The sequence below is a fragment of the Salinihabitans flavidus genome (assembly GCF_900110425.1).
GTDB classification, from domain to species: domain Bacteria; phylum Pseudomonadota; class Alphaproteobacteria; order Rhodobacterales; family Rhodobacteraceae; genus Salinihabitans; species Salinihabitans flavidus.
Genome location: NZ_FODS01000009.1, coordinates 11,101 through 25,682 on the forward strand (window position 1 = coordinate 11,101; position 14,582 = coordinate 25,682).

Annotated in this window: 8 protein-coding genes; 5 read left to right on the plus strand and 3 right to left on the minus strand. The window is 59.6% G+C overall.

What is annotated here, in order from left to right; translation table 11 throughout:
• Window positions 1–309: 309 nt before the first annotated feature.
• The 3 genes from BMW66_RS09155 to BMW66_RS09165 all read right to left on the minus strand — a co-directional run bounded on the left by BMW66_RS09155 (window position 310) and on the right by BMW66_RS09165 (window position 6,576).
• Window positions 310–3,330 carry a PAS domain S-box protein gene (locus tag BMW66_RS09155; RefSeq protein ID WP_093117699.1) on the minus strand — a complete coding sequence of 1,007 codons (3,021 nt, stop codon included), beginning with the start codon at window positions 3,328–3,330 and terminating at the stop codon, window positions 310–312.
• 658 nt (window positions 3,331–3,988) lie between these two features.
• On the minus strand, window positions 3,989–4,516 hold the full coding sequence (locus tag BMW66_RS09160; RefSeq protein WP_175483201.1) for a BLUF domain-containing protein: 528 nt from the start codon (window positions 4,514–4,516) through the stop codon (window positions 3,989–3,991).
• A gap of 521 nt (window positions 4,517–5,037) precedes the next feature.
• The gene (locus tag BMW66_RS09165; protein ID WP_093117703.1) at window positions 5,038–6,576 is read right to left on the minus strand and encodes a winged helix-turn-helix domain-containing tetratricopeptide repeat protein; all 1,539 of its coding nucleotides are present in this window, start codon (window positions 6,574–6,576) and stop codon (window positions 5,038–5,040) included.
• A gap of 138 nt (window positions 6,577–6,714) precedes the next feature.
• Between BMW66_RS09165 and BMW66_RS09170 the strand changes: the two genes are divergently transcribed.
• The 5 genes from BMW66_RS09170 to BMW66_RS09190 all read left to right on the plus strand — a co-directional run bounded on the left by BMW66_RS09170 (window position 6,715) and on the right by BMW66_RS09190 (window position 14,379).
• Window positions 6,715–7,083 (plus strand): cupin domain-containing protein, encoded by a 369-nt coding sequence (locus BMW66_RS09170; RefSeq protein ID WP_093117705.1) that lies wholly within the window; start codon window positions 6,715–6,717, stop codon window positions 7,081–7,083.
• Between the two features lie 58 nt (window positions 7,084–7,141).
• Window positions 7,142–8,221 (plus strand): PLP-dependent cysteine synthase family protein, encoded by a 1,080-nt coding sequence (locus BMW66_RS09175; RefSeq protein WP_093117707.1) that lies wholly within the window; start codon window positions 7,142–7,144, stop codon window positions 8,219–8,221.
• A 3-nt stretch (window positions 8,222–8,224) separates the two neighbouring features.
• Window positions 8,225–9,688 carry a pyridoxal phosphate-dependent decarboxylase family protein gene (locus BMW66_RS09180; protein ID WP_093117709.1) on the plus strand — a complete coding sequence of 488 codons (1,464 nt, stop codon included), beginning with the start codon at window positions 8,225–8,227 and terminating at the stop codon, window positions 9,686–9,688.
• A gap of 1,152 nt (window positions 9,689–10,840) precedes the next feature.
• Entirely contained in the window at window positions 10,841–11,557 is a 717-nt protein-coding gene (locus tag BMW66_RS09185; protein ID WP_093117711.1) for a biliverdin-producing heme oxygenase, read from the plus strand.
• A gap of 26 nt (window positions 11,558–11,583) precedes the next feature.
• Window positions 11,584–14,379 (plus strand): bifunctional diguanylate cyclase/phosphodiesterase, encoded by a 2,796-nt coding sequence (locus tag BMW66_RS09190; protein ID WP_281242632.1) that lies wholly within the window; start codon window positions 11,584–11,586, stop codon window positions 14,377–14,379.
• Window positions 14,380–14,582: the final 203 nt, after the last annotated feature.

Consider the following 14,582-nt stretch of genomic DNA (forward strand, 5'->3'; position numbering starts at 1 on the left):
TGCAATGGCCCCATGGATGTCTCCCGTGGGCTGGGGGCACCGTTAAGCCTTTTGCATATCCCACTTTCTGCGCCTCACGGATGCTCACGCGTGGTGCGCCAAACTTCAGCAACCAACCCGAAGCTGACGGTCATGCTCGGTGCGGCATCAAGTTGTCCGGTTCTAGGTTAGGGCGGTGAGAGTCCGAAAGCAGCCGACATGGCACTTCTACAGGGAGGGCGGAGAGCGGAATGATGCAGGTGTAGCGCTTCTCTCAAGACGTTCAGCCGTAGCCGGCATTCCATAGAAGCTACCGAAGGTGTTCCACGCTCACTCCCGATCCAACACCTTGCGCAGCTTCAGGGCAAGCTGCTCACGCCGGTATGGCTTGCTCAGGAGTTCGACGCCCGGATCAAGCTTGCCATTGTGAACAATAGAGTTTTCCGTGTAACCCGACGTGTAGAGGACCTTAATATCGGGGCGCAGCTGGCGCGCGGCATCGGCCACAGCGCGCCCGCCCATCCCGCCGCGAATGACAACGTCTGTAAAGAGAAGGTCTATCTCGGAAACCTGTTGCAGAATTTCGAGTGCTTCGGCCCCCGCTGACGCCTGGAATATCCGATATCCAAGTCCCCTGAGCTGCGCGACGACATGTTCGCGCACGAGCCCGTCATCTTCCACGACCAGGATCGTCTCCTCTCCTCCGGCGAACTTTCGGTCTGCACTGTTGAACTGAATCCCGTCTTCCTTGGCCCACGAACGTGGAAAGTAGAGCTTGAAGGAGGTGCCTTCGCCAATTTCAGAATAGACCCGGATATGGCCACCTGACTGCTTCACGAAACCGTAGACCATGCTGAGCCCGAGCCCCGTGCCCTGGCCGAGCTCCTTGGTGGTGAAGAAAGGTTCGAAAACTCGGCCGACGAACTCAGGTGGAATACCAGGGCCGGTATCGGTGACCACGATCAGCACATATTGCCCAGCCTCGACGTCCAGTTCGCTAGTCACATACTCGTCATCCAGCGTGGCATTGGCCATCTCGATGGTCAGTGCACCACCTTCTGGCATCGCATCGCGGGCATTCAGGGCCAGGTTCAGAAGCGCGGATTCAAGCTGGCCGGGATCAATTTGGGTTTTCCACAAGCCGCCGGAGCGCACGATCTCGATTTCGATATTCTCGGGCAATGTGCGCCGCAACAGGCTGTCCATTCTCTGGATCAACTGGCTGACATCCAGCACCCGCGGCTCCAATGTCTGCTTGCGAGAGAAAGCAAGAAGGCGGCTGGTCAGCTCGCCCCCCCTTAGAGCGGCATTTGCGGTCATCTCTGCCATGGCGTAAAGGCGCGGCTGTCTTTCCAGATTTTCAGACAAGGCTTCGGCATTGCCCAGGACAATAGTCAGCAGGTTGTTGAAGTCATGCGCGACACCGCCGGTCAGCTGGCCCACAGCCTCCATCTTTTGGGCCTGACGCAGCCGGTCCTCCAACTGCAGGCGCTCGGAGATATCGGTCATGCTGCCAAGCACATGGGTCACGCGACCGTTTTCATCGCGAACAACGAAGCCGCGGTCCTCGACCGTCGCCCAACTGGCATCGGCGCGCTGAAACCTGAATATCTCTTGCAAGACATCTTTCTGTTCGGTTCGCAGGGCCTCGAAGGCTTCCGTGGCGCGCGCCCGATCATCGGGGTGAATCAGCTCACGCCACGCGGTCGGCGTGCCGTCGTCCCGGTATGGCGCATGCCCGTAGATCTCCTGCATGCTTTCGCTCCACCAGAGGCTGTCGCGGTCGATGTCCCATTCCCAAACAGCACTGCCTGTGGCCTTGGCGACGAGGCGAAAGCGCGCTTCATTGGTGCGCAACGCCTGTTCGGCATACTTGCGTTCGGTAATGTCGCGCTCGATAGCGACCCAATGCGTGAACCATCCTGTTTCATTGGCCACTGGCACGATCTCCAGCTCCAGCCAGAATTCCTCGCCCGCCTTGGTGTAGTTGATCAGTTCAGAGCGCACGGGCTCCCATTTCTCCATGGCGCGGCGGATACGGTCGAGCTCATCACGCTGCGTCTTTGGGCCCTGCAAGATACGAGGCGTCTTGCCTATCACTTCCTCGCGGGAGTAACCCATGCGTCGTTCGAAAGCATCGTTCACATACACGATCTTCGGCCCATCAGGGGCGTCAAAAGGTTCTGCCTCGGTGATGAGCAAGATGTCGTTCAGGTGTGACGTGGCAACATCCAGCAGGCGCAATTGTTCGTCGCGGGCGCGCTGTTCGGTGACATCCCGGAAGTAGACCGCCAGCCCTCGGGGCGTTGGATCCGCGTCGATCTCGAACCATGTCCGAAGCGCCGGATAGTATTCCAGAAACCGAATTCTCCGTCCGCCTGCGATCGCGAGCTCGTAATGCTGTTTAATGTTTCCGACAGCGTCAGGAAACTCTTCCCACACAAGCTTGCCAAGAATCTCCTCCCGTTTGCGTTGAATAAGACGCTCGGCCTGACCGTTCACGAAAACGAAGCGCCAATCGCTATCGAGCAGATAGAACGCATCGCTGATGCCTTCGAGCGTTTCTACGAGACTGTCGCTCAGTTCGTTGGCCTTTTGCTGCGCGGCAACATGTTCGGAGATGTCCTGAAAAGACCCTTGAATGGCCACGATATGGTCGGCTTCATCGCGTTCCGGCTCGCCGGTCGCACGAACCCAGAGCCTGCGCCCTTTTGCACTTATTATTTCAAGCACCTCGGAGTAAGGTTTGCCCTCGTTGAGACAGGCTTGGAACAAGGTCGTAATTCGGTCCCTGTGTTCCGGGGCATAGTATCCGATGCCTTGTTCTGCGGTTGGTGAAAACCCTTCCGGTTCATCGTGGATTCGGGCGGTCTGGCGTGACCATTCCAGCCGATCGGAAGCTATGTCGTATCGCCACGCGCCAAACTTCGCCGATGTTCCCGCGATCTCGAGCAATCGTTTTGTCCGCTCCAGGTCACGGGAAGTTGCTTCCTCGCGCACGAGCGCGGCCTGCGCGGCCCCTTCGGCGACGACGAGGCGCGAGACGTCTCGTGCTGCAATGAGTTCAGCACGACGACCATCATGGGTGATTGTGTGCCCGGTGATGTCCACGTGGATTACCTGGCCGGACTTCAGGCAATGTCGCCACACCCCTGACTCACCGCGACCTTCGTTTACCGCGGCAACGTCCTTTTCCAACGCGGCACGATCCTCCGCAGGGCGGATATCTGCGATCGTCATCGCCAGAAATTCCTCGCGGCTGTATCCGTATTTCAAGATTGCTGAATTGTTGACCGCAAGGAAGCGCAATGTCTGCAGATCATATACCCACATTGGGTCTGGGTTGGACATGAAGAGGCTATCGGCGGCTAAGTTCAATTTCCAGTTCCTCAGGTAGAGCTGAAGAGGTGCAAGGCGTATTCTAAGTGTATGTTCGCCTCGGTTATGCCGCCACCACGATGGACCTCGGCTGACTGGAAATAGACATGATCTTGGTTCTTTCCGTCAAGCGGCGAATGCGGGCAAGGTCTGCTGTAGAAGACGCGGTAGCGGCCGATCCCGGCACGGGCATTCGAGGCACTGGAGTAACCCCGCCGGTAGTCCACTTCGTATTGATGATCTGCCAGAGGCGCTTGACAAATGCGTTGTTGCGCCAAGCTCCTATCCACCAGGTGGTCGATGGCATTGCCATATGATGGCATCATCTTGATGCCGAGCGACGGTTGAGGGCCCTTCAGAAACTTTGGCCTGCCAGAAGCGCTTCCGCAAGTATGGACTGCGGCTCTTGGGAAGCCGAACTGCAGCGACAGCGCGGGATTGATCGGCAGCTAATGGGACGTGCCGGCTGCCCGCCGACCAGGTGTTCGCAACCTGACAAAAAATTCCCAACTATGCTTGCGCTGATCGTGGCCTGCACGGCGGCCGGTTCGCCCCGGCGGCTGCGGGGAGGATTTTATGGAGCCATTGTGCGAGATGGTTCACCCTCCTTGATCGACGGCCAAAGTCATAATCAAAAAAGTCTATGCAGACGCCGGTCAAGGCCGGCCAATGGGTTGCTTTCCACCATCCGCGGTGAAACGTGATCTTCATCAAGCGGTTTTGACTTCGGGACTGGCCGGTGGGTCAGGTAATCACTGAGCGCATCCATGAAGCAGGTTACATCTTCTTCGGACCAACCGAAGGGGTCGAACCGTGACAACGACAGGTGTGGGACCAATTTGAGACCACGCAATGTCTGATCCTGCGTGACCGCGGCGGTCATGGACCAGTCAGGGAACCAACGATCATCCAGTTCCTGCACTGTCAGAAGCTTGATCCTGCTATGGCGCGGATCGTGGCAAATCCGTCCAAAAACATCCCGAATTTCGCTTGCACCGCCTTCAAGCCACTGAAGATACGTGCTGTTGTCGTAGACGAGGGCGCCAGTAAGAGCATCGCGTTCGTTGTTGTGGCGAGCGATCTGAAGAATTTCATCGGTCTGGTCGAACGAGAAATTCGCCGGCTTGGAACAATAGGCCAACCCCACAAATCTTGTCATGCCAATCTGCCTTCCTGCCATTTTATCGCAAGGCGTCATGCGCCCCGCATTTTGGTTTTGGAGTGTGGGAAATAACTCTTTGATCGAGACGGCGAAATGAGAACCACGCTTGAATTCAGACGATGTCCCACCCTCAACACGCTGTCAAACGAACACAATCAAGGGTAGTAGTTGGTCAAGTTGCGCACCTAAAGGTCGATTTGCTATCTGAGGATCGTGACTCCTGGGCGCCCTAAGCGCCTCTGACGACGACCCCGCTGTGCGGTCCGCACACCGGATCAACCCAGCAGATGATCCAGCACAATGCTTGGCCAATCAGGCTGGCTGAGGCGCTCGCTGAGCACCTAGCGCCTTGGAAAGCGCAAGACCGGAACGTGCGGCCGCGACCCTTTCAGCGGCCCTGTAGAAATTGACCTCGTCATCTCCGGCTATGGGAGCTACATGATCCCGGCGTCGTGTGGGGCGCGACCAATGTTGCCTGCTCAGGGCGCTGCCGAGCTTGAACCGACCGCTTTCATCCATCAGAATCCTTGCCGGGCCAACTCGGCGGCGATGCGACTGCGGGACGCCGCGTGGCGAGTCGGGAAGGCGGTAAAGTAGTCTGCCGCAGTGGCATCGGGTTTACGCCTGCGAATGTCCTGCCGCAGCTGCCCGGCTCGCTCATGACGCCCCACCAACCCATTTGCTGCAAGCGCGATCATCCCGATCAGGTAATGTGCGCCGGGTTGGGCCACGGCGCGGTCGCCCCAGATTGCGGCGGCCTCGTAGTCTTCCTGCTGCATGAGCGATTGTGCTCGCACCCCGTGGACCCCGTAGAGAAGGGGGTCGAGCGGGCTGAGGTGCAGTGAGGTGTCCAGCGCCGTGATTGTCGTAGCGCGGTCGCCGAGCAGCATTGCGGTGAAGGCCGAGGCGTAGAACCCCTGTGCGTAGTTCGGATTCAGCGTCGTTGCGCGCGCAAGCCAATCCGCCGCGACCTCCGGCTGGTCGGTCAGCCAGAAAGAACGGCCCATCGTAAAATTCGCGAATGGGTCGAGCGCATCCAGTTCCAGCGCCCGCTCTGCGTGGTGCCGGGCGGAACGCGCCGCAGCCGCAATATCAGATTCGAGACGCAGGAATGCAGTAAGGAAGCTGGTGAAGGACAACCCCGCACGCGCACGTGCGAAGTCCGGTTCGGCAGCGATTGCACGCTCGAAGCAGGCCCGCGCCTGTTCGGTATCAGATGCGGTGAAGCGATAGAGGTGCCGAAGGCCGACATGATAATTGGCCCAGGCATCGAGATCTTCGAGATTTCTCAACCGGGCGACGCGCGCCTCGTTGAGCGGAATATGCGTTTCGAAGGCGGCAATCAGATGAGCAACGATCCGCGACCTGAGTTCGTCTATCCCGTCGAGCGGCGATTCGAGACGGTCGGCCCAGAGCACTTGGCGGGTGCCGGTATCCTCTAATTCCAGGGTCACCGCAATTCCAGTGCCGCGACGCTCGATGATCCCGGAGAGGACATAGCGCGCCGATAGGGCCGACGCGACCAAGTCGACGTCGGTCGTGTCCATCCCGAAGCGGAACGAGGAGCCGCGCGCGATCACCGCCAGCCAGCGCAGCCGCGATAGTGCCTCGATGATCTCGTGCGGGATCGCCTCGGCCAGCACGGCAAGTCCGGCTTCAGGCACCAGCAGCCTGAAGGGGAGGATCGCGATCGACGGCCTTCCCGACAGGTGCTCGGGAGGTGCGCCGGAGGTTACCTGCACCTGCGTCGTCGATGTGACCGCTGCGACAAAGCGAAAACCCCGGCCATGGACTGTCTGGATCACCTTCTGCCGGGTGCCGTCATCGTCCACCGCCTGGCGCGCCGATCGGACGCGACTGGAGATGCTGGCATCCGAGACGGCCTTTCCCGACCAAACCGTCTCAACGATCTCGTCCTTGGAGACCATGCGATTGTGGTTTCTGACGAGCTGGATCAAGAGGGCAAGCACCTGGGGCTCGAGCGACACGGCAACGCCACGACGAACAAGCTGGAAACGTTCCGGATCGAGATTAAACTCACCGAATGTCCAAGTCATATAAGAGACTACCAGAAATCAGCGGATTCCTACAGGAAATCTTCAGGCTTCCATCAAGCGCGGGGAACAGCATCCAATAATCTGAACCCCGGCCGGCGGGTTTTCTCCGGTAGCAATGTGCAAGGGGAGAGGAAGGTCATGCCGGAAGCAGAAATCGAGATACGTAGATTCGAGACGCCCGACCAACGGCTCGATATGAAGGAGCGAGGCGGCATCTCCATCCTCCAGATGGCGGATGGCAGCACCGGAATGCACGCCATCTTCGAACCGGGATGGACTTGGGAGAAAGACGAAAAACCTCTGCTCGGCTCGCCCGACGCCTGCCCGATGCGCCACACTGGCTACTGCATGTCGGGAAAGCTGGTTGTGCGGATGCTGGATGCCGGCCTGGAAACACAAATCGGAAAGGGCGACTTCTTCGAGATTCCGCCCGGACACGATGCCTATGTGGACGGACAGGAACGAGTTGAACTGATCCTCTTCGCCCCACCCGAACACCAGCACTGATCCTGCACGGCGGCGAGGACCAGCCGCCGACAACCCCGAGCAGAACCGGAGAAAAGCTATGGATGCCATGACGCCACATACCACCAAGGGACGCGGCCGTCTTTATGCCAGCGTGCTCGACACGATCGGCGACACACCCGCGATCAGGATCAACCAGCTCGCCCCGGAAGGTATCGAGCTTTACGTGAAGGCCGAGTTCTTTAACCCCGCCGGCTCTGTCAAGGACCGGCTTGCGCTGAGCATCATCGACGAGGCCGAGCGCGAAGGTAGCCTGCGTCCCGGCCAGACAGTGGTCGAGGCGACCTCGGGCAACACCGGGATTGGGCTCGCCATGGTCTGCGCCGCGAAAGGTTATCCGCTGGTGGTGACGATGGCCGACAGCTTTTCGGTCGAGCGGCGCAAGCTGATGCGGATGATGGGAGCGAAGGTCGTGCTGACGCCTCGGGCGGAAAAGGGCCTTGGTATGTATCGCAAGGCAGTGGAGCTGGCGGACGCGAACGGCTGGTTCCTCGCCCGCCAGTTCGAAACGGACGCCAATGCACGCATCCACGAAAATTCGACGTCGCAGGAGATCCTTGCGGATTTCGATGGTCGTCGCCTCGACTACTGGGTCACCGGCTACGGCACCGGCGGGACGGTGACGGGCGTGGCCCGAGTCCTGCGTCGCGAGCGCCCCGAGACGAAGGTTGTCCTGTCAGAGCCCGCCAACGCACAGCTTCTCGGTAGTGCCCATGTGCAGGCGCGGAACCGCGATCATTCGCCAGCAGAAACCCACCCGGCGTTCGAACCGCATCCGATCCAGGGTTGGACGCCGGACTTCATCCCGTATGTGCTGCAAGAAGCAGTGGACGAACGGCTCTATGACGAGTTGATCCCGGTTGCAGGGCCGGATGGCATCGTCTGGGCACAGAAGCTGGCGTGTTCAGAAGGTATCTTGACCGGTATTTCCGGCGGGGCGACCTTTGCCGTGGCCATGAAGATCGCAGAACGGGCCGAACCCGGCACCGTCATCCTGTGCATGCTGCCGGACACCGGCGAACGCTACATGACCACTCCGCTCTTCGAGGCAATCCCCGAGGAGATGACAGAGGAGGAGGCCGGGCTGTCCCGTTCGACTCCCGGCTATCAGTTGGACTGAGCCATGTCCGACGCGCCAGAAACCCTCGATCCCGCAGATTGGGATGCCCATCGCGCCGTCGCGCACCGGATGGTGGACGATGCTGTGGACTACATCCGTGACGTCCGTTCCCGGCCCGTCTGGCAGGACATGCCGCCGGAGGTGCGGGCGCGTTTGCGCGAGGGCGTGCCCGAGAACGGCCAGCCGATCCACGAGGTCTACCGCCAGATCGCCGCCGACGTCCTGCCCTACCCGATGGGCAACATCCATCCGCGGTTCTGGATGTGGTATATGGGCGCGAGCAACTTCACCGGGGCTCTCGGTGATTTCCTCGCGGCCATCCTTGGCTCAAACCTCGGCGGTGGCGACCATGCCGCGGCCGAGATCGACAACCAGGTCGTTGGCTGGATGAAGGAGATGGTCGGCTACCCTGCGACGGCCAGCGGAACGCTGGTTTCCGGCGGGTCGATGGCCAACCTGATCGGGCTGACCGTCGCCCGAAACACGATGTCCGGCATCGACCTGCGGGAAATGGGTATCCCGGCACTGACTGCACCAATGCGGCTCTATGGCTCGGACCAGATCCATTCGTGTCACCGGATCGCGGTCGAAGCGATGGGCCTGGGCAATCGGGCGCTGCGGCGGGTGCCTTCCGATGCGGCCTGCCGGATGGACCTTTCGGCGCTGCGCACGGCCATAGCCGAGGATCGCGAGACTGGCCTACACCCCGCCTGCGTGATCGCCACCGCCGGAACTGTCAACACCGGCGCCATCGACGACCTCGAGGCGATCGCCGACCTCTGCGCTTCGGAAGGTCTGTGGATGCACGTGGACGGCTGCATCGGTGCGCTTCTCGCCATCGCGCCGAAGGGCAGCGCGCTGGTGCGTGGGATCGCCCGCGCGGACTCCATCGCCCTCGATCCGCACAAGTGGCTCCACGCGCCCTTCGAGGTCGGTTGCGCCCTGGTGCGCGACGCTGCGGCACATCTTGAAACGTTTTCGGTCACGCCGGAATATCTCGAGGCGGCGCCTCGGGGCATCGCATCTGGTGCCTGGCTGCACGATTTCGGGCTGCAAACGTCACGAGGGTTTCGCGCTCTCAAGGTCTGGATGGCGCTGAAGGAACACGGTCTGCCGAAGTTCGGCCGACTGGTCGATCAGGACCTCGCCCATGCCCGTTATCTCTCCGACCGGATCGAAGCCACACCGGAGCTGACACTGTGCTTTCCCACCGTGATCAACATCGTCTGCTTTCGCTACGATCCGGGCGGTCTCTCGGAAACGGCGCTCAAGCGACTGAACACTGAGATCATGGTGCAGATGCAGGAGGCGGGCATCGCCGCCGTGTCGGACACCACCGTGCAGGGCCGCCACTGCCTGCGCGCGGCGATCAACAACCACCGAACCATACCTTCCGACCTGGACTTGCTGGCGCAAGAAGCCGTCCGGCTGGGCCATGCTTTCGTTCCAGAAGCTGCCGCCGACTGACGGCGCAACAGTGATCAGTGGATCGAAGGGCGGAGTAGCGCATTGCGCGATCACATTAGTGGAGCAGTCTGCGCGCGGTGCGGCCACTTCCACCCGATGGATCTTTCCAGAAAATGCGCTGGCTGCCAGACTTCGCACCGAGCGAGATCTTGCGGACGCAGCGAAGGCCGGTTTGGTGAAGATTCACCCAGTGCCTGAATAAGCGGTGAAGGTTCGCTTTGAACCGGGGTGCCGTTAAGCCTTCGATCGTAGCCCTCACTTGAATATCCCACTTTCTGCGCCTCACGGATGCTCACGCGTGGTGCGCCAAACTTCAGCAACCAACCCGAAGCTGACGGTCATGCTCGGTGCGGCATTAAGATGTCCGGTTCTAGGTTGGGGCGTTGATCCTCCCAACACCGCGCGATCGCACGCGCAGCGGATATCTCCACGGGAGGTTCCATTCCCCCGGACGCCGCGGCGCCAGAATACAACCCCCTCGCACCCGTGTTTATTCTCTAGGACTTCGATCTCCCCATGGTCATGTGCGACGGCTCCCGTCGAGATGTCGAGCCATTCCTCGGCGGGGATCCGAACAAGCGTTATCTAGGATGCGATCGGAACACCCCAAATTTTCCTGTCTGAGCAGGTCCTGTGGTCACTGCATATTTTTGTGGCCCGATAGTGGATGCGCCGCGCGTATTGCGCGATACTCTCTCAGCCGCCTATCTGGTGGGGAGGTTCTGGCGGATCAACATAGAGCTGGTCAACCGGCCTGCCCATGCGGTCAGGTGTTTCCCGAGCGAAATTCTGACTATCTGCTTTTTTGACAATATGTTCGGACTTTGGGCTGACATGGAACCGCATGGTAAATGACAGTGTTATTAAAAGAAGTCACCAGCCGATACTTCCTACTCCGCTGACATGGCACACGCAGGAAGCTCGCAGATCCAGCCATACAACGCCTGTTGAAAATCTTCACGACAGGTAAACCATACCGCCAAACAGCGAGCCATCGCTCAGAAAGTAATACAAGATTGAACACGCCGGATCAGATTGCGGACATTCAGCGTGTGACTGTTTGCCGAAACTTGCGAGCATGATTGCCAAGCCTCTGTAATCGAAAAGAGCCTTCGGTCGTCGGCCGCGACTCACGCGAAAGGCCTGTTCTTGATGGAATCAGTAGAAACCGCTTCATCGTTGCTGTCTCTCCCACTCTCGGGCGATCTGCGGGCGCGGACGGCATCGCTTCACGATCAGGCAGAAGCTCTGCTCGGGTTGCCGGAGAGCATTGCCGATAGAGACGAGTATGCCGATTGGCTCGCGCATTTTCTGGCGTTCTACCATCCTCTTGAACGCGCTTTCGGGGCTTTCTCGAAATGGGATATACTCAAACCATTCTCGGCGAAATCCACTCATTCCCAACGGCTGATCCGCGACCTCGGTGCACTGGGTTTCGACGTGCGCGCATTGAGTCATGCCCCCAATGCGAGAATTCCGGCGCTGCCGACCTTCGCCTACGCCCTGGGTGCGCGATATGTTCTGGAGGGATCAGCGCTCGGGGGAAAGGTGATCTTGCGAAATCTGCAGCAACGGATCGGAGCGGAGATCGCCGGAGCGACTGACTTTTTCGGGGGCGCCGAGCCTGCTCCGTCGTCGGATTGGCGGGTGTTCAAGAAGGCCCTCGATCGCTTTGGCGATCAGCGCCCGGAGAGCTGCGACGATGTCCTGATGGGAGCAGAGGAAACGTTTCGCGCCTTGCTGGGCTGGTTTGAACCGTTCGTTGTGAAAAAGAAGAATATGGTGCAGTCCCCATACTGCGGAAACAGCTTGAAATTGGCGACGGCTGATCCGCCGAAGTTTCTTGAACCTGTTGGAGCCCGGAAGTGACTGCTGCAGTGCCCGCGAACAGCCCTGTGGATCTGGCACGTTGCGAATGGGAACCGATTGCTACCCCCGGCGCAATCCAGCCACATGGGGCATTGCTTACGGTGGTTTATGATAACGGGCTGATTGCGCATGCAAGTGCCAATCTGGAGGAGGTTCTTGGTTCCACACCAGCGTCCGTCCTTGGCCAACCGATTGAAAAGGTGATTGGTAGCGTCAGCGAGATCGTTCAGCGCGAGATACTGCTGCCTGGCTCTCAACCTCTGCAATCATCTGTCCAACTCCGCGATCCCAAGGGAATTCCGCTGCAGCTTCACGCCTTCCGATCAGGCCGTTATGTCTGCATTGACATCGAAGCCGTCCACCCGACTGAAGAGAGAAGGCACGTCGGTCTCGCCCAGTCAATCATTGAGAGCTTTTCTGCCGCGCTGACTCAGAACGATCTTTGCAAACTGGCCGTGCGCGGTTTGAAGGAGGTGACAGGCTACGACCGCGTGATGGCCTATCGCTTCGGCGAGGGCGGACATGGCGAGGTCATCGCCGAATTGTGCAATCCGGGGATCGAGTCCTATCTGGGGCTTCGCTATCCCGCCTCGGATATTCCACAAATCGCGCGCGCGCTTTACCTGCGCCAGCGCGTGGGCTCAATTGGGAATTCGTCTTACGAACCCGTTCCGCTTTTCGGGCATCCCGAACTTGATGACGGGGTGCCGCTGGATTTGACCCACAGTAATCTGCGCAGTGTATCGCCGATCCATCGTGAATACATGCGCAACATGCAGACCGCCGCAAGTCTCACCATTGGCCTCGCGGATGGTGAACGCCTTTGGGGAATGCTGGTTTGCCATCATTCGACACCGAAGGTGCCCGAACCCGAACAAAGATCCAACGCGGGCACGATCGGCCAAGTCGTCTCTCTGATGCTGAGCAGCCTGGGGGAGGCAGAAACCGCCCGGCAAAAACTCAAGCGGCAAGCGACGCTATCCGTTCTCGTGGAAAGGCTTGCAACGCAGGATACGTTGACCGAGGCGTTCGCAGGCGCAAGTGCCGAGTTGCTTGAACTTGTCGATGCGACCGGTGCTCTGGTGCGGCTGTCAGGAAACGTCTTGCGCCTTGGCATTCTTCCCCCACCCCGCGTCATCGAAAGGGCGCTCGCGATGGCCATGCCAAGTTCAGACGCTGACCCTCTTGGCGTGGATGATCTTGGGCTGCGTCATCCGGACCTCGCGTCTTGCGTGGCCGACGGAAGCGGTGTGCTGGTGCTTCCGCTCGCTTCGGGGGGCGACGACCTGATTGCCTGGTTCAGACCCGAACAGCACCGCACGATCACGTGGGGCGGAAGTCCGATCGACCACGCGACATGGGATCCAGCCGAGGGTCGGATGCACCCTCGCGCCTCTTTCGCCACCTGGAAGGAAACCGTTTCCGGTCGATCCAGTTCCTGGACCAGTGCCGATGTCAGCCTGGCACTGGCACTTCGGCAAGAAGTCGCAGCTGAAATGGCAATGCGCACGAGCGCTGAATTGGCGAAACTGAGATACTATGACCCCCTGACCGGGCTTGCCAACCGCAGTTTGCTGCAAGAGGAGCTGACCGCCTTGCAGACGACATCCGGGCCGGGTGCGTCGCTCCTGTTTCTCGACCTGGACGGTTTCAAAGCCGTTAACGACTCCATGGGGCACGACATTGGCGACGGTTTGTTGATCGCAGTTGCACAACGACTTGTGAACGCCGTGCGCCCGGACGATCTGGTTGTCAGGCTTGGCGGAGACGAGTTCGTCGTTCTCTGCCAAGGTGTGGATCTGGTTGCGACAAAAGGGCTTGGCGAAAGGCTGCGGCAGGTGATCGACGAGCCGTTCGAAATCGCAGGCCATTGGTGCCATGTGTCGGCCAGCATCGGCATCGCCGACACCTTCATGCTGGGCGACCTCGACTTGGTGCAGGCGGCCGACATCGCCATGTATGCCGCCAAGCAGGATGGCGGTAACCGAAGCCAGTTGTTCGCGCCGGGACTTCATGAAATAGCCGCGCAGCAGGTCACGTTCAACCACGATCTCCGCGAGGCGCTGGCAGATGATCAGTTTGTGCTGGTATACCAGCCGGTGTTCACCCTGAAGCCGGACGGAGACGTTTTGAACGGGTTCGAGGCGCTGTTACGGTGGGAACACCCCAAAAATGGCACGCTGTCGCCAGACCGCTTTATTCCGATTGCCGAGAAACTGGGCCATATCCATCCAATCGGCGACTGGGTTCTGGCGACGGCAATCCGGCAAGCGCTGTCCTTTCGCACGATTTGCCCCGATCTTGACCTCACGATCTATGTCAACGTATCGCCTTTGCAGCTTGCCCATCCCGAGTTGGTCGCGGGAATGCGTGAGATCTTGCAAAGCGTGCCGACGTTTCCGCCACAGGCGCTTTGTGTCGAGGTCACTGAAAGTTTTGCAAGCGACACAATCGTTGTGGACGCTCTCGCTGAAATCCGCGCATTGGGTGTGCGGGTCGCAATCGACGATTTCGGCACGGGCTTTTCTTCGCTCTCCAACCTTCGCCGCCTGCCGGCCGACAAGGTCAAATTCGACGGCACTTTCCTGAGCGAATTGACCACCAACGGCAAGTCAGAAGGATTCTTCAGCATTTTGAACCAGTTGATTCACTCAACGAACATGACCGTTGTTCAGGAAGGTATCGAGACGCAAGAACAGCTAGATTTCGTGCGCGCCGCCGGTGCCGATATGGCCCAGGGTTTCTTCTTGTCTCTTCCCTTAACCGTTGAGGATGCGACACAACTCACCCACGAGCATGGTCGGCGATTACTTCTCAAATAACGACATCTTTCCCGATGATCGGCGAGCCCGGGCTTCATAATGGCTGTTGAGGCCGCCCTTTCAAAAATGTGGCGGGGATGAAAATCCAAGCGGCGACGGGGCGGAATGGTAGCGGCTGGCGGAACGGCGCGAGACCTGTGGCGCCAGATCCCGGAAAACCGACCGCGAGGAGACGATTGCGCTGATCCGCACGGCGCGGCTCT